This is a genomic window from Halorubrum hochsteinianum, from assembly GCF_023702125.1.
Taxonomy (GTDB): domain Archaea; phylum Halobacteriota; class Halobacteria; order Halobacteriales; family Haloferacaceae; genus Halorubrum; species Halorubrum hochsteinianum.
This window is the reverse complement of record NZ_CP098415.1, coordinates 190,371-214,936: the sequence shown is the minus strand read 5'-3', so window position 1 is coordinate 214,936 and position 24,566 is coordinate 190,371. Positions and strand designations below refer to the sequence as shown.

General features: G+C 70.3%; 24 protein-coding genes and 1 tRNA gene. 13 read left to right on the top strand and 12 right to left on the bottom strand.

The window, feature by feature from the left end; all coding sequences use genetic code 11:
* Positions 1 to 13: 13 nt before the first annotated feature.
* The gene (locus NAF06_RS01125; RefSeq protein ID WP_008585832.1) at positions 14 to 715 is read right to left on the bottom strand and encodes an HD domain-containing protein; all 702 of its coding nucleotides are present in this window, start codon (positions 713 to 715) and stop codon (positions 14 to 16) included.
* Between the two features lie 207 nt (positions 716 to 922).
* On the opposite strand from NAF06_RS01125, the gene NAF06_RS01120 reads away from it, so the two are divergent.
* Positions 923 to 1,849, top strand: coding sequence for a cation diffusion facilitator family transporter (locus NAF06_RS01120; RefSeq protein ID WP_008585839.1), 927 nt, complete (start codon positions 923 to 925; stop codon positions 1,847 to 1,849).
* A 93-nt stretch (positions 1,850 to 1,942) separates the two neighbouring features.
* On the top strand, positions 1,943 to 2,695 hold the full coding sequence (locus NAF06_RS01115) for a YqjF family protein (protein WP_008585840.1): 753 nt from the start codon (positions 1,943 to 1,945) through the stop codon (positions 2,693 to 2,695).
* 63 nt (positions 2,696 to 2,758) lie between these two features.
* On the opposite strand, the gene NAF06_RS01110 is transcribed toward NAF06_RS01115, so the two are convergent.
* Positions 2,759 to 4,048, bottom strand: coding sequence for a Glu/Leu/Phe/Val family dehydrogenase (locus NAF06_RS01110; RefSeq protein WP_008585841.1), 1,290 nt, complete (start codon positions 4,046 to 4,048; stop codon positions 2,759 to 2,761).
* A 173-nt stretch (positions 4,049 to 4,221) separates the two neighbouring features.
* Between NAF06_RS01110 and NAF06_RS01105 the strand changes: the two genes are divergently transcribed.
* Together NAF06_RS01105 and NAF06_RS01100 are read left to right on the top strand one after the other, a co-directional pair.
* Positions 4,222 to 4,686: a PH domain-containing protein gene (locus NAF06_RS01105; protein WP_008585842.1), complete on the top strand. Its 465-nt coding sequence runs from the start codon at positions 4,222 to 4,224 to the stop codon at positions 4,684 to 4,686.
* The gene (locus tag NAF06_RS01100) at positions 4,683 to 6,695 is read left to right on the top strand and encodes a PH domain-containing protein (RefSeq protein WP_008585843.1); all 2,013 of its coding nucleotides are present in this window, start codon (positions 4,683 to 4,685) and stop codon (positions 6,693 to 6,695) included. Before NAF06_RS01105 ends, NAF06_RS01100 begins: the two co-directional genes overlap by 4 nt.
* Positions 6,696 to 6,710: 15 nt before the next feature.
* Here the strand turns inward: NAF06_RS01100 and NAF06_RS01095 are convergent, their stop codons facing one another.
* Positions 6,711 to 7,856 carry an acyl-CoA dehydrogenase family protein gene (locus NAF06_RS01095; RefSeq protein WP_008585844.1) on the bottom strand — a complete coding sequence of 382 codons (1,146 nt, stop codon included), beginning with the start codon at positions 7,854 to 7,856 and terminating at the stop codon, positions 6,711 to 6,713.
* 177 nt (positions 7,857 to 8,033) lie between these two features.
* Here NAF06_RS01095 and NAF06_RS01090 point away from each other — a divergent pair, with 177 nt between their 5' ends.
* Positions 8,034 to 9,095, top strand: coding sequence for a phytoene/squalene synthase family protein (locus NAF06_RS01090; protein ID WP_006628646.1), 1,062 nt, complete (start codon positions 8,034 to 8,036; stop codon positions 9,093 to 9,095).
* Positions 9,096 to 9,133: 38 nt separating this feature from the next.
* Here NAF06_RS01090 and NAF06_RS01085 read toward each other — a convergent pair whose 3' ends face one another.
* The 3 genes from NAF06_RS01085 to guaB form a co-directional block, all read right to left on the bottom strand.
* On the bottom strand, positions 9,134 to 11,125 hold the full coding sequence (locus NAF06_RS01085) for a DEAD/DEAH box helicase (protein WP_008585846.1): 1,992 nt from the start codon (positions 11,123 to 11,125) through the stop codon (positions 9,134 to 9,136).
* Positions 11,126 to 11,209: 84 nt separating this feature from the next.
* On the bottom strand, positions 11,210 to 11,797 hold the full coding sequence (locus tag NAF06_RS01080) for a response regulator transcription factor (protein ID WP_008585848.1): 588 nt from the start codon (positions 11,795 to 11,797) through the stop codon (positions 11,210 to 11,212).
* A 102-nt stretch (positions 11,798 to 11,899) separates the two neighbouring features.
* Positions 11,900 to 13,387, bottom strand: coding sequence for an IMP dehydrogenase (guaB, locus tag NAF06_RS01075; RefSeq protein ID WP_008585850.1), 1,488 nt, complete (start codon positions 13,385 to 13,387; stop codon positions 11,900 to 11,902).
* 182 nt (positions 13,388 to 13,569) lie between these two features.
* Between guaB and NAF06_RS15590 the strand changes: the two genes are divergently transcribed.
* The 4 genes from NAF06_RS15590 to NAF06_RS01060 all read left to right on the top strand — a co-directional run bounded on the left by NAF06_RS15590 (position 13,570) and on the right by NAF06_RS01060 (position 15,558).
* Complete coding sequence (locus NAF06_RS15590; protein ID WP_486612273.1) at positions 13,570 to 13,902, top strand: DUF8099 family protein; 333 nt, start codon at positions 13,570 to 13,572, stop codon at positions 13,900 to 13,902.
* Entirely contained in the window at positions 13,903 to 14,928 is a 1,026-nt protein-coding gene (locus tag NAF06_RS01070; RefSeq protein WP_008585852.1) for a DUF5794 domain-containing protein, read from the top strand.
* Positions 14,929 to 15,043: 115 nt separating this feature from the next.
* On the top strand, positions 15,044 to 15,271 hold the full coding sequence (locus NAF06_RS01065) for a DUF5795 family protein (protein ID WP_008585855.1): 228 nt from the start codon (positions 15,044 to 15,046) through the stop codon (positions 15,269 to 15,271).
* Positions 15,272 to 15,383: 112 nt separating this feature from the next.
* A tRNA-Trp gene (locus tag NAF06_RS01060) sits at positions 15,384 to 15,558 on the top strand.
* 740 nt (positions 15,559 to 16,298) lie between these two features.
* On the opposite strand, the gene NAF06_RS01055 is transcribed toward NAF06_RS01060, so the two are convergent.
* The gene (locus NAF06_RS01055) at positions 16,299 to 16,457 is read right to left on the bottom strand and encodes a hypothetical protein (RefSeq protein WP_160162880.1); all 159 of its coding nucleotides are present in this window, start codon (positions 16,455 to 16,457) and stop codon (positions 16,299 to 16,301) included.
* Between the two features lie 68 nt (positions 16,458 to 16,525).
* Complete coding sequence (locus NAF06_RS01050) at positions 16,526 to 16,726, bottom strand: hypothetical protein (RefSeq protein WP_008585858.1); 201 nt, start codon at positions 16,724 to 16,726, stop codon at positions 16,526 to 16,528.
* 103 nt (positions 16,727 to 16,829) lie between these two features.
* Between NAF06_RS01050 and NAF06_RS01045 the strand changes: the two genes are divergently transcribed.
* Positions 16,830 to 18,119: an outer membrane protein assembly factor BamB family protein gene (locus NAF06_RS01045; protein ID WP_008585860.1), complete on the top strand. Its 1,290-nt coding sequence runs from the start codon at positions 16,830 to 16,832 to the stop codon at positions 18,117 to 18,119.
* Positions 18,120 to 18,138: 19 nt separating this feature from the next.
* On the opposite strand, the gene NAF06_RS01040 is transcribed toward NAF06_RS01045, so the two are convergent.
* Both NAF06_RS01040 and NAF06_RS01035 read right to left on the bottom strand, forming a co-directional pair.
* The gene (locus NAF06_RS01040; RefSeq protein ID WP_008585862.1) at positions 18,139 to 18,336 is read right to left on the bottom strand and encodes a DUF5800 family protein; all 198 of its coding nucleotides are present in this window, start codon (positions 18,334 to 18,336) and stop codon (positions 18,139 to 18,141) included.
* A 110-nt stretch (positions 18,337 to 18,446) separates the two neighbouring features.
* The gene (locus NAF06_RS01035) at positions 18,447 to 18,626 is read right to left on the bottom strand and encodes a DUF5786 family protein (RefSeq protein ID WP_008585865.1); all 180 of its coding nucleotides are present in this window, start codon (positions 18,624 to 18,626) and stop codon (positions 18,447 to 18,449) included.
* A 126-nt stretch (positions 18,627 to 18,752) separates the two neighbouring features.
* On the opposite strand from NAF06_RS01035, the gene NAF06_RS01030 reads away from it, so the two are divergent.
* Positions 18,753 to 19,886 (top strand): polymer-forming cytoskeletal protein, encoded by a 1,134-nt coding sequence (locus tag NAF06_RS01030; protein WP_008585868.1) that lies wholly within the window; start codon positions 18,753 to 18,755, stop codon positions 19,884 to 19,886.
* A 212-nt stretch (positions 19,887 to 20,098) separates the two neighbouring features.
* The gene (locus tag NAF06_RS01025) at positions 20,099 to 21,052 is read left to right on the top strand and encodes a WD40/YVTN/BNR-like repeat-containing protein (protein ID WP_008585870.1); all 954 of its coding nucleotides are present in this window, start codon (positions 20,099 to 20,101) and stop codon (positions 21,050 to 21,052) included.
* 61 nt (positions 21,053 to 21,113) lie between these two features.
* Here NAF06_RS01025 and NAF06_RS01020 read toward each other — a convergent pair whose 3' ends face one another.
* A complete protein-coding gene (locus NAF06_RS01020; protein WP_008585879.1) occupies positions 21,114 to 21,884 on the bottom strand; it encodes a ribonuclease H-like domain-containing protein in 771 nt (256 codons plus the stop codon).
* A gap of 189 nt (positions 21,885 to 22,073) precedes the next feature.
* Between NAF06_RS01020 and NAF06_RS01015 the strand changes: the two genes are divergently transcribed.
* Complete coding sequence (locus tag NAF06_RS01015) at positions 22,074 to 22,736, top strand: glycerophosphodiester phosphodiesterase (RefSeq protein ID WP_204365288.1); 663 nt, start codon at positions 22,074 to 22,076, stop codon at positions 22,734 to 22,736.
* A gap of 41 nt (positions 22,737 to 22,777) precedes the next feature.
* Here NAF06_RS01015 and NAF06_RS01010 read toward each other — a convergent pair whose 3' ends face one another.
* Positions 22,778 to 24,529: an alpha/beta hydrolase family protein gene (locus NAF06_RS01010; protein WP_008585883.1), complete on the bottom strand. Its 1,752-nt coding sequence runs from the start codon at positions 24,527 to 24,529 to the stop codon at positions 22,778 to 22,780.
* Positions 24,530 to 24,566: the final 37 nt, after the last annotated feature.

Genomic DNA, 24,566 nt, shown 5'->3' with positions numbered 1-24,566 from the left:
GTGACGCGCGCCGTTAGCGGTCGGTGACGCCGTCGGCGTCCATCCGCGAGACCTCCTCTTCGAGCCACTCGCGGAGCCACTTCACGCGCTTGATGCGCTGGTGCGCGATGCTCTCGGCGGTGTCGGAGACGACGCGCTCGGTGTGGTCGTACGCGCGCTGGAGCACGCGGTCGACCATCTTCGCCGAGTCCATGTGGGTCCGCGACTCGTAGCCCATCCGCAACAGCATGAGGACCGCGCCGTTCGCGCCGACCTTGTCGAGCACGTCGGCCTCGATCAGGCATCGGCTCTCCAGGGGCACGGCCGACAGGTCGCCGGTGTACGAGTGGTCGACGACCGCCCCGCACACCTCCTCGATGAACGACTCGGGGTAGTTGCCGCGGCTCTGGAGGTACTCGCGGGTGACACGCGCGCCGGCCTCCGCGTGAACGTCCTGTTCGGCCTCCAGCTTGGCGACGTCGTGGAAGACGGCGGCGACCCGGACCACGTCGACGTCCGCGCCCTCGGCCTCGGCGATCTCGGTCGCGAGGTCGACGACGTTGAGGATGTGGTTGAACCGGTACGACGACGAGTGCCACGGGTACCAGCGCATGCGGCCGCCGTCGTCCTCGCTCTCGACGCTGGCCGCGAGGTAGTCGCGGACGAACCCCTTCATCTCCTCGAAATCCTCGTCGCTCACCTCCGTCTCCTTAATTTCGACGCCCACCGGGACCACCTCGGGCGAAAAGATCGTGATTCATTACCGTCCCCGAGGAGCGTTTCGGTCTTAGGCGTTACGACGGAGCCTTCGGCCGGAGACGGCCTCGACGGCGAGCCGCGCGGACGGCCTGCGGGGACGGGCTCTCGACTGTGCCGCGACGCGGGACCGGAGGAGCCGGGGCGACGCGAGACGCTTAACAGGGCCGCGGCCGCATCATCGGGTATGTCGAGCCCCTTCGGGAGCGGCGACCGCGCTCGGTTCCAGCGGGCGGCGGCGGTCAACGTCGTCGGCAACGCGGTGAAGATCGCGGTCGTCGGGGCGACGGGGCTCGCGTTCGGCAGCGTCGCGCTCCTGGCCGACGCCGCCCACTCGGTCGCGGACCTCGTCGCCAGCGCGGTGGTGTTCGTCTGGGGCGGCTCGCGGTACGAGAGCGCGGACGAGACGCACCCGCACGGCCACCAGCGGATCGAACCGCTGACGGCGCTGTTCGTCGGCGCGACGATCGCGGTTCTCGGGCTGCTCCTGTTGCGCGAGTCGGTGCTCGGGTTCCTCGGCCCCGTCGAGGTGCGGCCGAGCCCCCTCCTGGTCGGGGCGCTGCTGTTCGCGATGGCCGACATGTACCTGCTGTACCGGTACACGGAGCTGGTGAACGCCGACCTCGGGTCGACCGCGCTCGACGCCCTCGCGGTGGACTGTCTCAACGACATCTACACCACGATCGCCGCCCTGGTCGGCGTGTTCGGCGTGCTGCTGAACGTCCCGGTCCTCGACCCGATCGCGGGGGCGCTGGTCAGCGCCCTCGTCGTGTACCAGGGGATCGAGATCGGCCGCGAGAACGTCAGGTACCTCGTCGGGGAAGCGCCCCCGCCGGGCGACCGCGACCGGATCGTCGCCGCCCTCCGCGACCACGCCGCCGTCGAGGGGGTCCACGACCTCACCGTGTACTACGACGGGACCGACCTGGAGGTCGAGGTCCACGTCGAGGTCGACGGGACGATGACCCTCCGGGAGGCCCACGACGTGGAGACGGAACTCGTCACGAGCCTCCGCGCGTTGGAGGACGTCGGCGACGTCCACGTCCACCTCGACCCCTCCGGGCTCGGGGAGTGGAAGGACGCTCCGGAGGCGGTCGACGCGCCGCCGGAGTAGGCGGGGTCACTCGGTCGAGCGGCCGCGCGGGGCGGCCCGGAACCGCCCGCCGGCGGCGTGCGGGTTATGTCGACGGAACCCCTACGATCGGACATGCTCGGCCGCCGCTGGTTGGAGATGACGTGGCGGGACGGACTGTTCGCGCACTGGCCCGTCGACCCGGAGGTCGTCGCCGCGGCGCTCCCCGACGGGCTCTCGGTCGCGACCCACGGCGGCGACGCGTACCTCGGGGTCGTCCCGTTCGTGATGGACGACATCCGGCCCCGGGGCGTGCCGATGGGGCTGTCGTTCCCCGAACTCAACCTCCGGACGTACGTCGAGGGACCGAACGGCCCCGGCGTCTACTTCCACAGCCTCGACGCCGACGACCGGCTCGGCGTGGCGGTCGCCCGAGGGCTGTTCCGGCTGCCGTACTACCGGGCCGAGACCGACGTTCGACGCGGCGACGCCGGTGACCCTGGCGGTTGGGCCCCGGACGACGCCGGCGACGGGGACGCTGTCGACCCCGACCGTACCGTCCGGTTCGCGAGCCGTCGCGTCCACCGAGGCGTCCCGCACGCCCGGTTCGACGCGACCTACGCGCCGGTCGGCGAGGCGTTCACGCCGGAGGCGGGGTCGCTGCCCGCGTTCCTGCTGGAGAACTACCGGTTCTACACGGCGGGGTCTGGCGGGCGGCTGTACGTCGGCGAGATAGAGCACGAACCGTGGACGCTGCGGCCGGCGGAGGCGGAGATACGGTCGAACACGCTGTTCGCCGCGAACGGGTTCGACCGCCCCGACGGCGACCCGATACTCCACTACTCGGAGCCGATCGCGGTCACGGCCGACCGGATCCGGCGAGTCTGACGCCGGGAGACCGGACGCGGCGGCGAACGGCCGGGGTACGGAGATTGGCCGTGAACTGCCGGGTTACGGGAACAGCCCGCGGTACTCGTGGGCCTTCGCCGTGCGCTCTAAGGCGAGCGTGTACGCGGCGGTCCGGAGGTCGGGGAGTTCCTTGGCGTCGTACTGCTCGATGGTCTGGTCGAACGCGTCGCCGATGCGGCGCTCCAGTTCGGCGTTGACCGTCTCCAGCGGCCACGAGAACTCCTGCGCGTTCTGGACCCACTCCAGGTACGAGACGATGACGCCGCCGGCGTTGGCGAGGATGTCGGGCACGACCTGGATGTCGCGCTCGGTGAGCGCCTCGTCGGCGGCGACGGTCGTCGGGCCGTTGGCGGCCTCGACGATCGCAGACGCCCGCAGGTCGTCGACGTTGTCGGCGGTGATCACGCCCTCGACGGCGGCCGGGATGAGCACGTCGACGTCGAGGGTGAGGAGCTCCGCGTTGGTGATCTCGTCCGGGTCGTCCCAACTGGAGCCGTCCGCGTTCCCGCGGTACTCGCCCGCGACGTATTCGGATATCAGACCGCCGGCGTCGACGTGCGCGCCGAGCGCCGCCACGTCGAGCCCGTCGGGGTCGTAGGCGGCCCCCGACACGTCCGAGGTCGCGACCACGTTGGCACCCGCCTCGTCGAGGAGCCGGGCCGCGTTCGACCCGACGTTGCCGAAGCCCTGGATCGCGATCGTCGCGTCCGAGAGGTCGCGGTCGAGGTACTCGAAGAGCCGCTCGGTCACGAGCGAGACGCCGCGGCCGGTCGCCTCCACGCGGCCGGGCGTCCCGCCGATCTCCAGCGGCTTCCCGGTGACGGCCTGCGGGACGGAGTGCCCCTCGTACATCGAGTAGGTGTCCATCATCCACGCCATCGTCTGCGGGTTCGTGTTCATGTCCGGAGCGGGGACGTCGACCTCGGGGCCGATCATCCGGCGGATCCCCTCGGTGTACCGCCGGGTCAGGCTCTCCAAGTCGTTCTGCGTCAGCTCCTTCGGCTCGCAGATCACGCCGCCCTTCGCGCCGCCGTACGGGAGATCGACCAGCGCGGTCTTCCACGTCATCCACCCGGCGAGCGCCTCGACCTCGCGCTGGGTCACCGACGGGTGGAATCGCACGCCGCCCTTGAACGGCCCGCGAGCGCTGTCGAACTGACAGCGGTACCCCTCGAACACCTCGACCTCGCCCGAGTCCAGTTCGACGGGGAGCGTGACCTTGAGCGTCCGCTCCGGGTGTTTGAGCCGCTCGAAGATACCGTGGTCAACGTCCGCGTACTCCTCGGCGCGGTCCATCTGCGCGAGCATGTTCTCGAACGGGTCGTCGGTCATGGCCGGCACGACTCGACCCCGGGTCATATCGGTTTCGGCAAGTATCGTCTTCGGAAGAGAGTGTCTCTCACGATCTTTTCGGTGGGTCCCCGTCAGCCGCTTCCGGCCGGACTTATACGTCGGGCGCGTCAACCGCCGGTCATGACACGCGGACACGCGACGGGGGACCGTCGATGACGGCACAGACGCTCCACCCCCGAGTCCAGATCGTGTGGGTCCTCCGTGCGGTGCTCCTGTCGGCGCTCGTCACCGCCCCGTTCGCCGGCGGCGCGTACCTCGAGTACCTGCCGGAGTGGGCACCGGTGGCGGTCGGAGCCGCGATGCTGACGCTCACCGTCGCGCACGCGCTGCTCCGGTACCGCCGCTGGAGCTACGAGATCCGCGAGGACGCGATCTACCTCGACCGCGGCGTGATCACGCAGGTGCGGACCACGGTGCCGCTGGTGCGGATCCAGCACGTCGACTCCCGGCGCGGGCCGATCGAGCGGACCGCCGGGCTCGCCTCCTGCGTGGTGTACACCGCCGGTTCCCGAGGGGCTGACGTGCGGATCCCCGGACTCACGCCGGAGGGGGCGAGCGACCTCCGCGAGGAACTGAAGCGGCTGGCCATCCGCGCCGACGGGGAGGACGCGGTGTGAAGTTAGCGCCGCAGTCGGTCCCGTACCGCGCGCTCCAGAAGGCGGCCGGGACCGCCGTCGCCCTGTTCGTGATCGTCAACAGCGGCGGGTTCGGAGTCCCGCTGGCGGTCGCCGGCGGCGCGGCGATCCTCCTCGCGATGCTCGCCTACGAGGTCGCGTACTACCGCCGGTTCGAGTACGTCCTCACCGAGGACACGCTCGACATCTCCTCCGGCGTCATCTCTCGGCGCGAGCGCGAGATCCCGTACCGCCGGATCCAGAACGTCGACGTGAGTCGGTCGGTTATCCAGCGCGCGATCGGCGTCGCCGCGGTCGATCTGGAGACCGCCGGCGGCTCCAGCACCGAGGGGTCGATCCGGTTCGTCACGCCCGAGGAGGCGACCCGCCTCCAGCGCGAGGTCCAGCGCCGGAAGTCCGACGCGGGCCGGGCGGGCGGGGCCGGCGACGGGACCGACGCCGTCGACGACGCGGTCGAGGGCGGGCGCGACGACGCGTTCGCGCCGGACGAGGAGGAGCTGTTCGCCATCTCGCCCGGCGAACTCGCCCTCGTCGGGGCGCTGTCGTTCGACGGACGCCTGATCGGGCTGTTGGCGTTCCTCAGCTCCGGGTCCTTCCCGGTGCTGTCGGGTTTCCTCCCGGAGACCTCGGCCGCCGCGCTCACCGCGACGGCGTTCGTCGGCGTGGCGGCGCTGTTCATCGCCTCGTGGCTCATCGGCGCGGGCGTCGCCTTCTCGAACTACTACGGGTTCCGGCTCTCGCGCGCCGGCGACGAACTGCGCTACGAGCGCGGCCTGTTCCGGCGGTACAGCGGGTCGATCCCGACCGAGAAGGTCCAGACGCTGCGGATAACGGACAACCCCGCGAAGCGGGCGCTGGGCTACGCGAGCCTCTCGATCGAGACCGCGGGGTACGCGCCCGGACAGGGGTCCGAGTCGGGTAACCAGTCCGCCGTGCCGATCGCGACGACCGACCGCGTCTACCGGCTCGCACACGAGATCGAGTCGTTCGGCACGCCCGAGTTCAACCGGCCGCCGAAGCGGATCCGCTGGCGGTACGTCGTCCGGTACGCGGTGATCGTCGGGGTCCTCACGGGGATCGCGTACGCCGCGAACTGGTACTTCGCGGCGTCGCTCCCGTGGTACGGGATCGCCGCGCTACTCCTCGCCGTGCCGCCCGCGGCCCACCTGAAGTGGAAACACCGCGGCTACTGGCTCGGGGAGGACCACCTGCTCACCCGCAACGGGTTCTGGAGCCGGACCGTCGCGGTCGTCCCGTACTACCGGGTCCAGAACGTGATCGACAGCCGAACCGTGTTCCAGCGCCGGTGGAGCGTGGCGACGATCGTCGCCGACACCGCGGGGACCGGGTCGCTGACCGGGAGCGACGCCGCCGCGGTCGACTTCGAGATCGACGAGGCCGAGGCGCTGAAGGAGACGCTCACCGAACGGCTCGCGACCGCCGTCGCGGAGCGGCGGTCGACCGGGACCGACCGCTTCGAGTGGGTCGACGAGGGCGACGGCGTGGACGGGGAACCGGAGGCGGCGGGTACCGGGCCGACCGCGGAACCGGATGCGACCAGTACCGGGTCGGCCGCGGAATCGGACGCGACGACGGGGGAATCGGGATCCGCCGAGGAATCGAGGCCGGCGTCGGCGGCCGGCGAGACCGATCGCAACGACGCGTCGACCCATCGGGAGGCGACGGGCGACGACGCGCCCGACGACGGGGTCGAGATCCCGGACGACGGCGTCGTCCGGCCGGACTTCTCGCCGAGCGACCGCGACTACTCGCAGCCGGCGGAGCGGATCGACACGGGCGAGTACGCGGTCGACCAGAACCCGTCGGACGCCGACGTGGCTCACGGCCCCGGCTCCGGGAGCGACGACGACGAGAGTGAGAACGCGGAGAGCGGGGGGACAGAGAACAGCGGGACGAGGGGCGAGGGGGCGGAGAGTGCCGGAACTACGGACGACGGCGGAGACGGCGACGCCCCCGGTTCGAGGGAGTGACGACCGTCGGCGGCGCTACTCGTCGAGGAGCTGTTGGGCGATCGTGTTCCGCAGGACTTCGCTGGTCCCCTCGTAGATCTCCGAGAGCTTCGCGTCGCGGTAGAAGCGCTCGGCGGGGAAGTCCTTGGTGTAGCCGTAGCCGCCGTGGATCTGGATCCCCTCGTTGGCGACCTCACGGGCGATCTCGGAGGCGTACAGCTTCGCCTGCGCGGCCTCCTTGATGTAGTCGTCGTCGCGCATCTTCAGGTCGGCCGCCTCGTGCATCAACAGCTCCGCGGCGCGCGCCTTCGTGTCCATGTCCGCGAGCTTGTGCTGGATCGCCTGGAAGTCGGAGATCGGCCGGTCGAACTGCTCGCGCTGTTGGGCGTAGGACTTCGCCTCGTCGAGCGCGGCGCGCGCGATCCCGACCGACCGGGCCGCGATCGTGATCCGGCCGCCGTTGAGCGTCTTCAGGGCGTGGACGAACCCCTCGCCCTCCTCGCCGAGCAGCCGGTCTTCGGGGATCCACATGTCGTCGAACCGCAGCTCGGCGGTCGGACACCCCTTGTCGCCGATCTTGTCCTCCGTCCCCTCGACGACGAACCCGTCGTCCTCCTCGGGACGCACGACGAACGACGAGATGCCCTTCCGGCCCGCGTCGGGGTCGGTCTTGGCGAACAGCGTGACCGTGTCCGCGACGGAGCCGTTGGAGATCCAGAGCTTGCCGCCGTTGACGAGGTAGCCGTCGCCGTCGCGCTCCGCGGTGGTCGACATGGCGGGCACGTCCGAGCCGGCCTCGGCCTCCGAGAGCGCGAACGCGCCGATGTCCTCGGCGGTGTTCAGGGCCGTGAGGTACTCCTGCTTCTGTTCCTCGTCGCCGAACTCGTAGAGCATGTTGCCGGCCAGCGAGGTGTGGGCCGCGACGACCGTCCCGAGCCCCCCGGAGCCCCGGGAGATCTCTTCGAGACCGATCGCGTAGCTGTGGTAGTCGAGGCCCGCGCCCTCGTACTCGACCGGGAACGGCATCCCCATGAGACCGAGGTCGGCCATCTCGTCGATCAGGTCGGCCGGGAACTCGTCCGTCTCGTCGATCTCGGCCGCCCGCGGCACGACCTCCTCGTCGACGAACTCCGCGACGGTGTCGCGGATCTGACGCTGCTCTTCGGTGAGCGTGAACTCCATGTCGGGACGTTCGGCCGGGCCGACTTAGCCGTTTCCACACGATTGTACACGGGGCGGCGGTTCGTCGGCGCGAACGACGGCGGAGTCCTCCGATTTCGCGGTTCCGTGCGACGAGCGGCGACCGGCCGGCGTTCCACGAGGCTTTTTATGCGTTGTGCCGTAAGGACCGGCAACTGAATGAGCGGACGAGAACACGGCCCCGGCGAGGCCGACCTCGCGTGGTGTCACGAGGCGGTCCAAGGGGTCTCGCGGACCTTCGCGCTGACCGTCGACGTGTTAGAGGAGCCGATGGCTTCGCAGATCTGCGTCGGCTACCTCCTCTGCCGGGTCGCCGACACCGTCGAGGACGCCGGCCACATCCCCCCGGAAGCCCAGAGCGACGTGCTGCGGACGTACCGACGAGCGATCGACCCGGACGACGAGACCGAGATCGGCGCGTTCCGCGAGGCGGTCGACGAGTGGCTGCCCGCCGAGCGCGACGACGACTGGACCGTCGTCGCGGAGGCACCGACGATCGCCGCTACGTTCGAGGAGCTGGACCCGGAGGCGCAGGAGGCCATCGTGCCGCCGGTGCTCGAAATGGTCGACGGGATGGCGATGTTCGTCGACCGCCACGCAACCGAGGGCGGCCTCCGCATCGACGACCGCGACGAGCTGGAGCAGTACTGCTACTACGCGGCCGGCACCGTCGGCAACCTCATCACGAACCTGCTCACCCGCGGCGATGTCGCCGAGGAGCGCGCCGACCGGCTGCGCGAGACCGCCGAGGAGTTCGGCCTCCTCTTACAGCTGGTGAACGTCTCGAAGGACGTGTACGACGACTACACCGAGGAGAACAACGTCTACCTCCCCGCCGAGTGGCTCGAAGCGGAGGGCGTCGAACAGGAGCGGGTCGTCCACCCGGAGAACCGGGAGTCGTCGGCCCGCGTCGTCGACCGGACCGCGGACTACGCCCGCTCGTTCCTGGACGACGCGCAGGCGTACCTGGAGACGATGCCGCTCTCGAACGGCAACACGATGGAGGCGTGGACCGTCCCGTACCTGCTCGCGGTCGGCACCCTCCGCGAACTCGGGAGCCGCCCGGAGGACGCGCTCACCGAGACCGGCGTGAAGGTGTCCAGACAGGAGGTGTTCGCGGTGATGTCGGCCGCGAGCGACGTCGGCCGCGACTCGCTGGCGGAGCTGCGGCAGACGATCGCCCGGACCCCCTTCCACCGGGCGGTCGGGTCGGCCGACTGAGCCCGGATCGGACGCGCCGATCGCTTCTTCCTCCTCTCTCACAGCCGCGACCGCGCCCGCGACACCGCCGGGACCCGAACGCCGATCGTCTCCCCGAGCGCCTCCGCCGCGCTCAGCAGCCACTCCGCGCGCTCGACCCGCGAGTCGAGGTCGCCCGGCCCGATCCGGTAGCGCTCCACCAGATCCTCGACGGTCGCGCCGCCGATCCACTCGTCTAAGATGCGGGCCGTCTTCACCGACTCCAGCCACCCCTCGAAGTCGTCCGGCTCGGTCATGTCCGTGGTGAGATGCGCGGAGTTCGTCCGAGCGAACCGGTAGACGTCCGCGCGCTCGGCGTTCCCGAGGTAGGTGTCTTGCATGTCCGGCGTGTCGCAGATCACCTCGAACGCGGTGAGCGTCGTCGCGTCGGAGAGGCCGGCCGCCGCGCGGAGGCCGGCGACGATCCGCTCGCCCGTCTCGGGGCGGACGTACTGCTTCGAGGTAGTCTCGCCGACGGCCGTCGCGACGAGCCGGTAGTCCTCGACGCCGCCGGTCTCCCGGGCGACCATGCCGGCCGCGACGAGGTCGTCGACCGCGACCGCGACCGCGTCGGCGAGGCCGCCGGCCCCGGTCTCCCGGGCGTAGAACGTCCCCTCGAACACGTCGAGGATCTCGGTCTCGGTCGCGGCGAACCCCGTCGCGACCGCCGCGAGGACGTGGGTCCGGAGCGCCCCGGGATCGGCCAGCTGCGACTCGACGGCCTCCGGTTCGCCCTCGACGTACCGCTCGTGAACCGCGGCGCGCGTGTCCGCGTCGGCGACGAGGACGGCCTCCCCGTGCGGGTCGAGCCCCGGACGCCCCGCCCGGCCGCACATCTGGTGGACTTCGAGCGTGGGGATCCACTCCATGCCGGCCTCGCCGTACCGGCGCTGGTCGCGGACGACGACGCGGCGCGCGGGGACGTTGACGCCGGCGGCCAGCGTGGGCGTCGCGCAGATACAGGCGACGTCGCGGTCGCGGAACGCCGACTCGACGACCGACCGGTGGCCCGACCGGAGGCCGGCGTGATGGAACGCGACGCCGGCGCGGAGGCAGTCGGCGAGCTGCCGGCCGGTGAGCGTCCCGTCCACGTCGGTGGCCTCGTCCGCCGCCGCCGCGGCAGCGTCCTCGATTCCGAGTTTCTCGGCGAGCCCCTCGTCGGCGAGCCGCTCCGCGAGGTCGACCGCCTCGCGACGCGATCGGACGAACGCGAGACACTGGCCGCCGTCCGCGACCGCGTCGGCGACCAGGGCGGCGGTGACCTCGGTTGCGTCCGGCCCGTCGGCTTCATTTTTCTCGACACCGACTTCTTCGTCGTCATCGCGGGCCGCCTCGTCGGCGGACGCGACGTCGACCGACAGGCTCGTCCCGTCGTCGAAGGCGACGTCGCCGCCGACGGCGACGCCGGTCCGCAGCTCGACGGGCCGCCAGTCGGACTCGACGAGGGCGGCGTCGAGCCAGTCCGCGATCGCGTCCGGGTTGTCGACGGTCGCCGACAGCGCCACGGTCTGGAGGTCGGGGTTCCGCCGCCGGAGTGTCGCCAGCGTCACTTCGAGGGTCGGTCCGCGCCGCTTCGCGCCCAGCAGGTGGACCTCGTCGACGACGACGCAGGCTAGCTCGTCGACCCACGAGGCCCCGTTGCGGATCGCGGAGTCGACCTTCTCGCTGGTGGCGACCACGACGTCGTTGCCCGCCAGCTCCTCGCCGGTCGCGTCGAAGTCGCCCGTCGAGATGCCAACGTCGACGCCGGGTAGCGCGGCGAACGTCTCGTACTTTTCACGGGCGAGCGCGCGGAGCGGACAGACGTACAGTCCGGGACCGCCGGCGGTCAGGAGCGCGAGCTGCGCGACGAACGTCTTCCCCGAGGCGGTCGGCACCGCCGCGACCACGTCCGCGCCGCCGCAGACGCCCGCCTCGACCGCCGCGCGCTGCGGCGGGTACAGCTCCCGGACGCCCCGCTCGGCGAAGTGGTCGACGACGGACGACGAGAGCGGCAGATCCCGGACGCGCATGCGATCACGCGTTCGGTCGGATCGGTGATAAAGAGTCGGCGGAATACCCCCTCGATCGGTCGCGTGCTTCGGGTCGATCCCCGCTTACGCGTCGGTGTCGAAGTCCTGAAAGAGCTTCTCGTAGTCCTCGTCGCCGGTCGCGACCGCGTCGCGCGACTCGTCGGCCCGCTCGCGGAGCTCGGCGATCCGATCGGTGAGCTCCTGGTACTCCTCGTTGTCCGCCAGGTCGCTCGCGCTCTTCTCGGACTCGAGCATCGCCTTCTTCGAGGTCAGCGAGAACAGCTCCTGGACCTCCGTGTCGTACTCGCCGCGCCGCAGTAGCCCCTCGACGGTGTCCCGGAGCGTGTCGCTGGTGACGGGCTTGACGAGGTAGTCGTCGAAGCCCATCTCCAGGATGTCGAAGTCCGGCTCGACGGCGGTGACCATCGCGACCCGGCAGTTGATGCCGCGGTCGCGGACGGCCGTGAGGACCTCGTCGCCGGAGAGCCCGGGCATCCGTCGATCGAGGAGGATTGCGGCGACCTCGTCTTCGGCCTCGTCGAGCTGATCGAGGGCCTCGTGGCCGCCGTACGCGGTTCGAACGCGGTACTCGTCGCCGAGCCAGGCGGCGTACAGGTCGGCCAGATCGGGTTCGTCCTCGACCACGAGGACCAGCGGCGGTTGCTCACTCATGGGTGACGGGAGCGAGGGGGTGTTCGCTCACACGTTTCGTCTCTCCGCTGGCTATATTAAAATACCTCTTCGGCGCTCCGGCCGACTCGGGTCGCTCCGGCGCTATTCGCCCGGGCTGTAGTTGGGGGCCTCGTCCGTGATCATCACGTCGTGCGGGTGGCTCTCGCTCTGTCCCGCGGACGAGACGCGGACGAACTCCGCGCGCTCGTGGAGGTCGGGGACGGTCTCAGCGCCGACGTAGCCCATCCCCGAGCGCATCCCGCCCGTGAGCTGGTGGAGCTCGGACGCGAGGCTCCCCTTGTAGGGGGTCGCGGCCTCGACGCCCTCGGGCACGAACTCCTCGTCTTCGTCCTCCTCCTTGAGGTAGCGGTCGCCGCCGCCGGACTTCATCGCGCCGACCGAGCCCATGCCGCGGTACTGCTTGTACTTCTTGCCGTTCATCGTGATGACGCGGCCGGGGGCCTCGTCGGTGCCGGCGAAGTACGAGCCGAGCATCACCGCGTCCGCGCCCGCGGCGAGCGCCTTGATCGCGTCGCCGGAGTACCGGATGCCGCCGTCGGCGATCACGGGGACGCGGTGCTCGACGGCGACGTCGGCGACCTCAGCGACGGCGGTCATCTGGGGCATCCCCGCGCCGCTGACGACGCGGGTGGTACAGATCGACCCCGGCCCGATGCCGACCTTGAGGCCGTCGGCGAAGTCGACGGCGGCCTCGGCCGCCTCCCGCGTGCCGATGTTGCCGACGACGACGTCCGCGTCGACGGTCGCTTTGATCGCCTCCGCGGAGTCGAGGACGTTGAGGTTGTGGGCGTGCGCGCAGTCGATGAAGATCACGTCGACGCCGGCCTCGTCGGCCGCCACGGCGCGCTCCTCCTCGAAGGGGCCGACGGCGACGCCGGCCAGCAGGCGACCGTCCTCGTCGCGGGCGGCCTCCTCGTGCTCGCGGCGCTGGAGGATGCCCTGCATCGTCACCAGCCCGACCAGCCGCTCGGCCTCGTCGACGATGGGGACGCGCTCGATCTTGTGGTCGTACATCAGTTCGAGCGCCGCCCGCGCGCCGACGTCCTCGGGCGCGGTGATGACCTCGTCGGTCATCGCCTCGCGGACCGCGTCCTCCTCGCCAACCTCCAGGTACGGGCGGATGTCCGTCCCGGAGATGATCCCGAGGACGGTGTCGTCGTCGTCGACGACGGGGGCACCGGAGACGCCCTGCTGTTCCATCAGCGCGTCGGCCTCGCGGACGGTGTCCTCGGGGGAGACGGTGACGACGTTCTCGCGTCGGATGACGAGTTCGTGCGCGCGCTTCACGCGCTCGACCTCGGCGGCCGTCTCCTCGACGGTCATGTTGCGGTGGAGGACGCCGAGACCGCCCTCGCGGGCCATCGCGATGGCGAGGTCGCTCTCGGTGACGGTGTCCATCGCAGCCGACAGCACCGGGACGGTCAGTTCGACGTTCTTCGACACCCGAGTGCTCAGGTCGGCGTCGTCGGGCTCGACGCGGCTCTCCTTGGGACGGAGGAGCACGTCGTCGAACGTCAGCGCTTCCGGAACCTCGAACTTCGCCGAGAATCGGCCAGAATCTGTCGCCATATAATCCGTCACGAACGGCCGATGAAAAACGTTGCGAGACGGCACGGACGTGGAGTTTGATCACGATCGAATCTCCGTGATATACACGATTGTGCCCTTCGAGGGGCGGACGCGCTCCCGGCCTACCGTCGGGATCCGGGCGCGGTCGGGTTCCGTCCGGGACGGCCCCGAGGCGGCGTGGGATGTTCGGGGAACCCCGAGACGAATCGAGGTATCGTCGCCGACCAACGGGTTTCGCCGTGGATCCTTCGTGTCGTGCGGACACGTCTCACACAACCTTTAACGCGACCGAAACACGTATATCTGGTATGGACTCCGACAGTCCCGTGAACGCGCGCATCGCCGGCAAGCCGAACGTCGACCTCGGCGTCCGCTTCACAGCCGGCAATCCGCGCAAACTCTTTACATGGGCTCGTCGGACCCTTCGCGGTGCGGACTCCGCGTGGTGGTCCCCACACCATCGCGAGTCGCACGCGTCCCACCGCCACCCCGTCGGTCAGGGCTATCGTCCCTGAATGAGCACTTCACGCCACCCCGTCGCCCTGCGACTAGAACAGCAGGTCGGGAGCGCGACGAAGCTGCTCGCGACCGTGATGGTTCTGCCGCTCGTCGACGGCATCTTCCCCGCGCTCGTCGTCGCCGGGGTCCTCGGGTCGGCCGCGGGCGTCGTCGAGACCGGCATCCTGATCTTCGGCGGCTCCGCGACTGCCGCGGTGATCCTCGCGGAGATGGACGGCACCCGGCGCGAGATGGTCGGGTCCGTGCTGCTGATCGGGGCGGTCATCATCCCGCTCGCCGCGGTCGAGGCCGCCCTCGCGCCGGCGCTGGCCGGGCTCTTGGACCTCGACGTGTTCGGCCGCTTCGCCGGGCTCGTCATCCTGACCATCGCCGCCAAGACCGCCAGCTCCGAGATCGGCGAGTTCCTGCCGAGCCCCGGCGTGATCATCGGGCTCGGGCTCGCCGGGAGCTTCGACCCGTCCGGCTTCGCGCTGGAGACCTCGACCGAGTACGTGGTCAACGGGACCGCGGCCGCCGCCGTCGGCGTTTCGTTCGCCCTGGCGATCGCGCTGCTGTCGCCGCACCTCCGCGGCCGCGTCGACATCGACCGGTTCCGGTTCGGGTCGGCGGTCGCGCTGGGCGTGCTCGCGCTGCCGATCCTGCTCGAACCCTTCGACCTCATGCAGACGGAGGTCCCGATCGCGCTCGCCGTCCTCGCCGTGACGACGCTGTTCGCGTACGACCCGAACGCGGACGGACTGGGAGACGCCGGCGACGACGGCGCGCCGGACGACGACGGCACCTCCGACGCCGATAGCCCCGACGCCGACGGCGCGGACGACGGCGGCGAGCCGACGGACGCGGCCGACGACCCCGCGGAGGACATCCCGACCGATCCCCCGCTCGACGCCCCGCCGGAGGGGCCGTCACCGATCGTCGACGACGACGTCGCCGTCCTCGCGAACGGCGGGGAGGACCCCAAGAGCGACGACGACGGGACGGACCCGTTCACCGACGACGACTCTCGGGCCCCGTGGCTGTGAGCTGAAGGTCGGCGCTCGCGAGGTCGCCGCGTCACGCGGCCGGGCCGCCTCGTCGCCCTCGTCCGCGCGCCGTGCGTGTCGCCGGGGTTTAGGTACTCGACGCCGAACGACGGGTATGTCGAACCGCGTCGTTCAGGGGCGGATGGTGACGCCAGAAAAGCTCGCGGAGTTAGTCGAGGGCGAGTCGGTGCTGGAGGCGGAGTCGATCGCCGACGCCGACCGCGACTGCCCGGACTGCGGCGGGGACGTCATCTCCGTCGGCTACATGCCGAGCGTGACCGAGTTCGTTACCGGCTACAAGTGCCAGGACTGTGACTGGAGCGACGACGATCGGGAGGACTGACCCGCGTAGCGTCTCCCTCCGCGCCGCCTCGTTCCGCCGTCCCGTCTCCCGATCGAGCGCGATCGAAACCCCTTTATCCGTGTTTCGGCAACGATTCGATGTGAGATCACGCGGGGCTGTGGCCAAGCCAGGCATGGCGACTGACTCCAGAGGCTCGCGCCCGGGACGACACTCCAGACTGATATACCGAGCGGCCGACTGATCATCGGTCGTGTTGACGACCCTCTGGAGTTCCGAGGCGCACCGGAGATATCAGTCGATCGGGGGTTCAAATCCCTCCGGCCCCATTTTTCACCGTCGCGAGCAACGTCGCGAGCGACGGTGAGGTGCCGAGGAAGGATTTGAATCAGGGAGCGACAGCGACCGAGGTTCATAATCCCTCCGGCCCCATTTTCCACCGTCGCGAGCAACTCGCGAGCGCCGGTGAGGTGCCGAGGAGGGATTTGAATCAGGGAGCGACAGCGACCGAGGTTCATAATCCCTCCGGCCCCATAGCGGTCTTCACTCTAACGTATCAATTTTTAGTAATAGCTATTCGAGGAGAAACAGGTCCGCAACCGGAGGTGTCGGCGCGTGAGCCTCGGTTACTCCGGCTCTCCCACCGTCGAGAAGGGTCGCGCGGACTGTCGGCGAACGTGGACTCGTCACCGACGGCGGGGCTGATCGAGACGGTGCCGGTGAAGGTGAGAACGGGGGGCTCGTCACGCCGATGAGGGGGTGGAGGGCATGGAGTCGCCTCTGACACGGTGTACTGTGTACACCGTATCGGATCAGGGGACAGATCCGGAAAAATATTCCGGGAGATCGGCTGTGACCTCGGCTGTAACCGTCGCGGCGCTGACGGCGCTCTCGCCCCCGTCACCGACGCCGCGGAACTCCGGAACGCGTACCGCTTCCGGTTGGCTCGGGACCGGCGGCGTCGACCGAACTGTAAGTTAACCCGGCGGGACCGCGGCTCGAAGCGTCTCTCGGCGCTCGGTTCGCATTCGAGTCAGATGCCGTGGGGGTCCGACGGGGACAGCGCGGGTTATTCCGGGTCGATCACCGATATCTCGTGCGGCGGATACACCTCCGTACTGCCGTGTCTGGTTATCTCGACCCATCCCGAATCCAGTATCGCCACGCGTTCTGCCCTGTATGTGCCACCGTTCCTAGGAGTCACGGCGGCGTCCGTGTACTCGACCATGAGCCGTCTGTAGTGCTGCGGGAGGACGGGTAATGCCCTTCGTGTGAGAGGATAGACGCGGCCCGGAATCAGCGGCGCGACACGATCCGACCGGCGAGGAGGCCGACGAGCGCGACCATCCCGGCGATCGCGAGGTACAGCGCCAGCCCCACCGTCTCGCCGTTCGAGCCGTTCACGGCCGCGAAGTACAGGAACACGACGGCGACGGCGGCGTGGAGCGCGAACACGCCGGACGGGACGTTCGCTCCGAGGTCGAATCCGATCTCCATACCTCCGATTCGGCCACCGACGGAAAAAGTCATCCGGTCGGGTGCCGGGGGTCCGGAGGTACGGTCGCCACACTAAAGCGGACCCGACGCGACCGATATCGCGATGACCGACGCCCCCTCCCGACGCGAGTGGCTCGCCGCGGTCGGTGCGGCCGCGACGGCCACCGCGGCCGGGTGTTCCTCGCTTGACGCGCCGACCGACGACGACACCGACGGGAACCCCGACCTCGGCGGAGCCACGGAGCAGACGATCCCCGCGGGCGTCGCGCAGTTCCGCGGGTCGCTGGAGCGGTGGGGGTACTACCCGGACGAGACGGTCCCCGACGCGGTCGAGACCGCCTGGCGGATCCCCGAGGTCAACACCGGCGAACACAGCGCGGCGAAGGCCAGCGCGGTCCCGCTGCCCGACGGCGGCGTCGTCCTCCCGGGCGACACCGGCGAACTCCTCGCGATCACGGCCGACGGCGACGTGCGCTGGCGCGGCGAGACCGACATGACGGGCAGGGGAATCCACGGTACGCCCGCGGTCGCGGACGGGCGCGCGTACGTCGGCGCGTACGACGGCGTCCTCTACGCGTTCGCGCTCGATTCCGGGGACCTCGAGTGGTCGACGAAGCTCGGCGGCTCCATCGGGTCCAGCCCGCTGTACTACGACGGCGAGCTGTACGTCTCGGTCGAGTTCCCGACGCCCGAGGGCCGGATGTTCGCGGTCGACGCGGAGACGGGCGACGTGACCTGGGCGGAGCCGGACCACCGCCCCACCGATCACCCGCACTCCTCGCCCGCCGTGTCGCTCGACGCCGGGCGGATGGTGTGCGGGTCGAACGACGGGTACCTCTACTGCTGGAGCTTTCCGGATCTGGAGTTCCGGTGGCGGTTCGGGACGGACCCGCCCGACACGAACGACGGCGAGATCAAGGGGCCGATCGCGACGTACGACGGGGCCGCGTTCTTCGGGTCGTGGGACTCCTCCGTCTATCGAGTCGACCTGGCCACCGGGGAGGCGGACTGGCGCTTCGAGACCGGCGACCTGTCGATGACGGGGCCCGCAATCGACCCCGAGCGCGACGTGGTGTACATGGGGAGCCACGACGACCACCTGCACGCCCTCGACGCGTCGACCGGCGACGCCGAGTGGCGCTTCCGGACCGGCCGGCCGCTGACCGGCTGTGCGACCGTCGCCGGCGACCGCGTACTCACGGGGTCGAAGGACGGGACCCTCTACGCGCTTGACGCCGACTCGGGCGACGAGGTGTGGCGCGTCGAACACGAGGGGTGGATAACGAGCACGCCTCGCGTCGTCGATGGCGACATCTACTACGCCGAGCGCGCCCCGGATCCGGACGACGGCGAGACCGACGGCGGCGGCTACAAGCTCGTCGCGGCGGAGTAGAAGAGATCGCTGCCGGCTGTCACAGCACGTCGCCGATCCGGACCGGCTCGCCGTCCAGTTCCGGGTCCTCGGCGACGATGGCCAGGACCTCGTGGTCGGTGACGTCGCGGTAAGACTTCCCGGTCGCCTCCTCGATCAGCGTCTTCTCCAGTTCGAACTCCGTCCCCTCGTAGACGACGTCGACGCCGCGGTCGGTGAACGTCAGGTCCGTACTCATGCGTCGGGGTAGTCGGCGAGTCTGTAAAAAGAGCGCGACACGGGCCGGTCAGGAGCTATCCGTCGAGTGCTGTCTGTCGCCTGCTGCCCGTCGGCTACCGTCCGTCTCGGTTACTCGTCGTCGTCGTCGCGCATCTCCGAGAGGCGGCCGACGAGGTCGTCCGTGTCGGCGTCCCCCTCGATCGAGACGTCGCCGTCGTGGTCGTTCTCGTGGACGTTCACGGCCTCGTCCTCGTCGGTGTCGACGTCCTGATCCTTCTGTTCGCTCTCGTCGTACGATCCGAATCCCATGGACCCGCTTCCGCCGGCGCACTGAAAAGCACGGCGGCATCCGGAGCGTTCGGGAGGCAATCGCACGCGTCCGACGCCCGTCGGACGCCCCGCACCGTTTATATCCGCGGGACGACTGCTCCCGGTGTGCCGCTGCGAGGAGACGGTCCGGTCGAGGAGCTCGCTGTCCCCTCGGGGACGACCGTCGAGGAGCACGACGTCGTCGTCGACGGCGACGTGCTCGTGGGCGGGCAGTCGACGGTCGAGCTCGGCGTTCGCGGCCGAAACGTCGCGATCGGCGAACGCGTGAGCGTCGGCGACGACATCGAGGCCGAGGGGGACTGCCGGCTCGACACCTGGTGTTCCGTCGACGGGAACGTGCTGGTCGGCGAGGACGCGTACCTCGGCGAGCGGGTCACCGTCACGGGCCGGCTGATGGTCTCCGGCGACCTCGACATCGGCGACGACGTGACGATCGAGGAGGGGTTCGAGGCGAACGGCTGGATCGTCATCCGCAACCCCGTGCCGACCATCGTCTTCTACTTCATCGTCCTCTCGCAGCTGCTCCGCGTCGGCGAGACCGACGCGGCCGACGAACTGGCCGAGGCGCTCGCCGACGGCGACGACGTCCGCGACCCCTTCCTCGTGCCGCGGAGCGCGGAGATATCCGACGACGCGTGGCGGGTGTCGACGCCCGCGACGGTCGGCGACGACTGCCGCCTCCACGGAAACCTCCGGGCCGAGTCGATCCGGGTCGGCGAGCGCAACGAGGTGTTCGGCTCGCTGCGCGCCCGCGACGACGTCACCGTCGGCTCCGACACGGTCATCCACGGCGACGTGACGACCCGCGGCGGGACGGTGACCGTCGAGGCGGGCGCACGCGTCCTCGGCGACGTGTCGGCCGGCGACCTCGTGGTGTACGACGGCGCGGAGATACAGGGGACCCTCCGGGCCCGCGGCGAGATGCGGCTGGTCCAAGAGACCGGCGAGACCGACGACGGGAACGTCGACGACGAGAGCGACGGTGACGAGAGCGACGACGACGAAGACGAGGCTCAAAAGGCGGGCGGCGCGGACGAGGACGGGCGAGACGAGGCCGAGGACACTGAATCCGACGACGCCGACGGGGACGAGGAGCCGGGCGACGACGCCGACGAGGACGAGGAGCCGGGCGACGACGCCGACGAGGACGCGACGGCCGACGCACCGAGCGGCGAGACCGCGACCGTGAAGCCGAACGCGGGAGCGGGCGGAGACGGGTCCGACGCCGACGACCCCTGATCGGGTCGGGCGTTCGAGGACGGTTTTATCGCGATCGGGTATTGGCAGGTAGCGGGCCGGACACGAGGTTTACTCGGGGTTCGAGTCGCCCGTTTCACTCGATAAAACGTCCGGACGAGGAACGGTTAACGCGATTTTACCCGGATTAATTTCGGGGTTTCCTTAACGGACACAAGGCACTTACAAAGGGCGGGTGAACGCCCGACTGCGTCATGAGCCGACACGTGACCTCGACCCGCCGCGCGGTGATGGCGGGCCTCGGCGCGATCGTCGCAACGGGTAGCGTAACCACGGCCGCCGCGGCCGCCGAAAGCGAGTGGACCGTCGAGGCGGTCGAGACGGACGGCACGCTCCACGACGTCGTGTCCGCGGCCGCCGGGCGCTTCGCCGTCGGCGGCGGTGGCGTTCTCACGACGCCCGGAGCCCACGGGTGGAAGACCCTCCGCGACGGCGGGCCGACCGGAAACGGGAACGACCTCTACGGCGCGTCCGTCACCGACGACGGCGAGCGCGTCTGGTTCGTGGGTGCGAGCGGCGCGATCGGCGAGTACATTCCGGCGACGGACACGCTCGTCGACCACTCCGCGCCGCTCGACAACACGAACAACTACAACGACGTCGCCGTCACCGGCGAGGCCGGCGAGGCCGACGTCTACGTCGCCGGCGACTCCGGGAAGATATACTACAGCTTCGAGAACGGCGAGGAGGCGACGTGGGACTACGTCACCCCGGGGAGCGGCTCCGGGCTGCCCGCGATCGACTTCCACGGCCCGCGCAGCGGCCACGCGATCGACACGAACGGACGCGTGTTCGCGACCGACGACGGCGTCACGTGGAACGCGATCGGGATCGAGGACGCCAACGCGACGTTCTACGGGCTCGACAGCGACGCCGAAGACGACGTCGCCGTCTCCGGGGGCAACGGGACCGTCCTCACGTACGACGGCGCGAACTGGACGCCGGACGCCCTCGGCGACGCCGACCTCGTCGACGTCGAGACGGACGGCCAGTCCGGCTACGTCGTCGGCAGCGGCGGCGTCGTTCAGGAACTGACGCCCGACGACCGGTTCGTGCTCGACACGCCGACCGGCGAGAACCTGAACGCGGTCGACGTCGGTGGCGACGCCGTCGTCGTCGGCTCCAGCGGGACCGTCCTCCGCCGGTAACGACCTCGACGCACTCGTCGCGACGGTCCATACCCGCCGTCCGCGAGCTATCGGGTCCCTCTCAGTCGCCGTCTCCGTCCGGGACGGCGGCGAACACTTCCTCGTCGAGCGCCTCGCAGACCGCGTCCGCGAGCGCGCGGAGATTCACCGCGTCCTCGCGGTTGTACGAGACGAGCGTCTCCAAGGCCTCGTCGCTTCCGCGCTCGTACTCGCGCCACAGCCGGACCGCGTCGCGGCCGGAGATGTCCGGGCGGTCGCGGTCGATGCCGAGCTCCTTCTCGATCGGTTTCAGCCCGCCCGAGAGCCCGACGCGCTTGGCGGGGTACATCAGATCGAGGTGCGGCGTGTCGATATCGACATCGAAGGAGGTCTCCAAGAAGGGGACGTCGAAGCGCGCGCCGTTGAACGTCGCGAGCAGGCTCGCGTCCGCGAACTGCTCGCGGAGCCGTCGCGCGGTGAGGTCCTCGCCCGCGACGAGCGTCGTCGTCTCGCCGCCCTGATGGAAGCTCACCGTCGTCACGCGGTCGCGCCGCTCGTCGAGCCCGGTCGTCTCGATGTCGAAGAAGCAGGTCTCCTCGCGGAAGTTCTCGTAGAGCCGCCATCGCTCGCCGGAGGGGAACTCCCGGTCGAAGTAGGCGGCGTCGCCGTCGTCGAGCCGGGCGAGCGCCTCCGCGATGAACGACTCGATCCGGTCCGCGGTCGTCGCGCCGACCCCCGCGACGTCGACTCCGGGATCGAACTCGTCCCACGTCGTGACCCCCCGCTCCCAGAGGCGTCGCTCGGTCGTCTCGCCCACCCCGTCGACGGGGATGAAGCTGTTCTCGATGCGCATGTCCGTCCCGGGGCGGCGCGCGGTGAAAAAGTCCGCGGGAGGCGGCCGAGTCGTGACCGAGAGACCGGAGACGGGGAACGGCTAACACGCTCCGCGCCCGAGAGGGAACCGTGACCGACCGATGAACCGGACGGAGCGTGAGCGGGGGGGGGGGGAGACGGCGAGCGGACCCGGACGGACGCGGACGACGTGACGCTGATCGGGCACCGCGCCTGCGCCGGTCAGTACCCCGAGAACACCGTCGCCGCGATCGAGCGCGCCGTGCCGCACGTCGACGCCGTCGAGATCGACGTGCGCCGGTGCGCGAGCGGCGAACTCGTCGTCTTCCACGACGAGGAGCTCGACCGGTTGACCGAGGGGGGCGGACGCGTCGCGGACGCCGAGTGGGACGAACTCCGGGAGCTGACGGTCCTCGATTCGGGGGAGGCGATCCCGCGGCTCGACGAGGCGCTGCGGGCCGTCCCGGCTGGAACCGCCGTCAACGTCGAGATCAAAGAGCGGGGCCTCGCCGGTGACGCGCTCGACGCCGCCGACGAGGCGGACGCCGAGGTGCTGTTCTCGTCGTTCCTGCCGGACGCGCTGGCGGCGCTGCGGGACCGGGATCCGGCGGCCGACCGCGCGCTCCTCGTCGCCGACGGGGACCCGGAGGCGCTCGTCGCGGCGGCGACCGACCTCGGCTGCGTCGGGATCCATCCCCCGACCGACCTCGTGACCGAGCCGGGGTTCGTCGAGGCGGCGCACGAGGCGGGGCTGGCGGTGAACGCGTGGACCGCGGCCGACCGCGACGACGCCGAGCGGCTCCTTGACGCTGGCGTCGACGGCGTCATCGCCGACCGGTGGGACCTGTTTTGAACCCGGACGGGCCGCCCCGCAGTCCGACGGACGGCTCTCGGTCAGAGCGGGACGTGCGTCGCCTGCGAGGCGACGACGAGCCACGTCACGAACAGGGCGTTGAGGACCGCCCCGACCCACACGCGGCCGGTCCGGTGGAAGCTGTACGTCGAGACCGCGCCCACGCCGACCAGCACGCCGACGAACTGGAACGCGATGATCGCCTGTAGCGCCGTGATTGGCACCGGCAGGGCACCCGTCGCGAACAGCCAGCCGTACTGGACGGCGAGGAACCCGACGAACGGCCCGGCGAGCAGGCCGACGTTCCCCGCGATCGCTCGGGGGAGCGAGTCGGTCGCCGCCGGGGTCCGAAGCCGCCCGTGGAGCAGCAGTTCGAGCGCGAAGAAGAACGCGAGGAACGCGGGGAAGTAGCCCGCTGCGATGCGGACGTGGAGCGCGCTCGGGAGCTTCAGGCCGAGAACCCACACGCGGAAGTCGAGCCCGAAGACGGCGTCGAACGCGAACAGCAGCGCGAGCAGCGCGAGGGCCGTCCCGCCCGCGATCGCGACGGACCGGCCGAGCGTCCCAGCGCCGTCCCCCGCGTCCAGCCCGTATCGGTCGCGCGCCGCGGCGAACGTCCGGTCGCTACGGACGTGCCAGACACCGAACAGGACGGCGATGATCGCCGCGTTCCCCAAGATCCACAGCACGATGCTGTTCGTCTCGTTTTGCGGCGTCACCGGGGTCAGCGGCATTACCTGTCCCGCGAGGAGCATCAGCGGATAGTACGTCACGACCGGGAGCAGTGCGGTCAGCGCGACCGAGACGAGCCAGCCGCGGTCGCGCTCGGCAACCGGCTCCGGGACTGACCGCGTCGCCGCCGACAGCGCGCCGGCCTCAGAGAGGGTCCCGATCGTCGGGAAGAGGAACAGGAAGCCGCCGAGCAGCGCGACGGCGGTCCCCAGTTCCTTCCAGTGCCAGATCTGGTCGTCCGGGTCGAGCGACGTGTCGCCCCCGGTCGTCCGCTCGATCCACTCGACGACCTGTCCGACGGCCGTCGGCGAGTGGTGCGTTCCGGGATGGGTCGTGCCGGGCTGGTATAGCGCCCGAGCGGTCCCGGACTCTATGTCGCCGTACGTCCTGCCGGTCTCGATCCGCTCGTCGGTGCCGAACACCGACTGGAGCTTCTCGCTCTCCGGCGCGGCCGGCGCGGTCTCCGTCTCCCACATGAGCCAGTGGAACTCGTCATACTCGGCGTAGACGACGCCGAGGTTCCGCGGGAAGGTGGCGTTGCCCGGCGGCGCGCCGGACGACCCGGTCGACGAGCCGGCGAGGACCATCGACTCGTAACGGTCCGGATAGGTCGCGGCAGCCGCGACCGACGCCCAGCCGCCCATGGAGTGGCCTTCGAGCGCGATCCGGTCCTCGTCGACGAGTTCGTGGTCGGCGAGGTACGCGAGCGCCGGCGGGCCGCCCCACCCCTGCGAGAACGCCGGCGGGTCGGAGTAGCCGTGACCGGTCTGGTCGATGGCCAACACCACGTGGCCGCGCCTAGCCAACTCGATCGCGAACGGCGCTTGCGTCTCCTTGCTGTTGATGTAGCCGTGCGTCGCCAGCACGCCTGGTGCCGGGTCGTCGGGCGTCACCCCGGGCGGGACGTAGAGGTACGCGTCTATCGTCCCGCCATCCGTCTCGATCTGCGTCTCACGTATCGTCAGGTCGCCGCCGTCGGTGTGGCCCCACCACCCGACGACGCCGCCGACGAGGATCAACCCGAGCGCGACGCCAAACAGTACGAGCCTCTTTCTGTTCATAGTTACTAACGACCGTGGGTCGATCATAAAGAATAGA

Excerpts from the sequence above, each read along its gene's own strand:
- NAF06_RS01120 (WP_008585839.1), top strand. The coding sequence starts at position 923 with ATGTCGAGCCCCTTCGGGAGCGGCGACCGCGCTCGGTTCCAGCGGGCG.
- NAF06_RS01115 (WP_008585840.1), top strand. The coding sequence starts at position 1,943 with ATGCTCGGCCGCCGCTGGTTGGAGATGACGTGGCGGGACGGACTGTTC.
- NAF06_RS01110 (WP_008585841.1), bottom strand. The coding sequence starts at position 4,048 with ATGACCGACGACCCGTTCGAGAACATGCTCGCGCAGATGGACCGCGCC.
- NAF06_RS01105 (WP_008585842.1), top strand. The coding sequence starts at position 4,222 with ATGACGGCACAGACGCTCCACCCCCGAGTCCAGATCGTGTGGGTCCTC.
- NAF06_RS01095 (WP_008585844.1), bottom strand. The coding sequence starts at position 7,856 with ATGGAGTTCACGCTCACCGAAGAGCAGCGTCAGATCCGCGACACCGTC.
- NAF06_RS01090 (WP_006628646.1), top strand. The coding sequence starts at position 8,034 with ATGAGCGGACGAGAACACGGCCCCGGCGAGGCCGACCTCGCGTGGTGT.
- NAF06_RS01085 (WP_008585846.1), bottom strand. The coding sequence starts at position 11,125 with ATGCGCGTCCGGGATCTGCCGCTCTCGTCGTCCGTCGTCGACCACTTC.
- NAF06_RS01080 (WP_008585848.1), bottom strand. The coding sequence starts at position 11,797 with ATGAGTGAGCAACCGCCGCTGGTCCTCGTGGTCGAGGACGAACCCGAT.
- guaB (WP_008585850.1), bottom strand. The coding sequence starts at position 13,387 with ATGGCGACAGATTCTGGCCGATTCTCGGCGAAGTTCGAGGTTCCGGAA.
- NAF06_RS15590 (WP_486612273.1), top strand. The coding sequence starts at position 13,570 with ATGTTCGGGGAACCCCGAGACGAATCGAGGTATCGTCGCCGACCAACG.
- NAF06_RS01070 (WP_008585852.1), top strand. The coding sequence starts at position 13,903 with ATGAGCACTTCACGCCACCCCGTCGCCCTGCGACTAGAACAGCAGGTC.
- NAF06_RS01065 (WP_008585855.1), top strand. The coding sequence starts at position 15,044 with ATGTCGAACCGCGTCGTTCAGGGGCGGATGGTGACGCCAGAAAAGCTC.
- NAF06_RS01055 (WP_160162880.1), bottom strand. The coding sequence starts at position 16,457 with ATGGTCGAGTACACGGACGCCGCCGTGACTCCTAGGAACGGTGGCACA.
- NAF06_RS01050 (WP_008585858.1), bottom strand. The coding sequence starts at position 16,726 with ATGGAGATCGGATTCGACCTCGGAGCGAACGTCCCGTCCGGCGTGTTC.
- NAF06_RS01045 (WP_008585860.1), top strand. The coding sequence starts at position 16,830 with ATGACCGACGCCCCCTCCCGACGCGAGTGGCTCGCCGCGGTCGGTGCG.
- NAF06_RS01040 (WP_008585862.1), bottom strand. The coding sequence starts at position 18,336 with ATGAGTACGGACCTGACGTTCACCGACCGCGGCGTCGACGTCGTCTAC.
- NAF06_RS01035 (WP_008585865.1), bottom strand. The coding sequence starts at position 18,626 with ATGGGATTCGGATCGTACGACGAGAGCGAACAGAAGGATCAGGACGTC.
- NAF06_RS01025 (WP_008585870.1), top strand. The coding sequence starts at position 20,099 with ATGAGCCGACACGTGACCTCGACCCGCCGCGCGGTGATGGCGGGCCTC.
- NAF06_RS01020 (WP_008585879.1), bottom strand. The coding sequence starts at position 21,884 with ATGCGCATCGAGAACAGCTTCATCCCCGTCGACGGGGTGGGCGAGACG.
- NAF06_RS01010 (WP_008585883.1), bottom strand. The coding sequence starts at position 24,529 with ATGAACAGAAAGAGGCTCGTACTGTTTGGCGTCGCGCTCGGGTTGATC.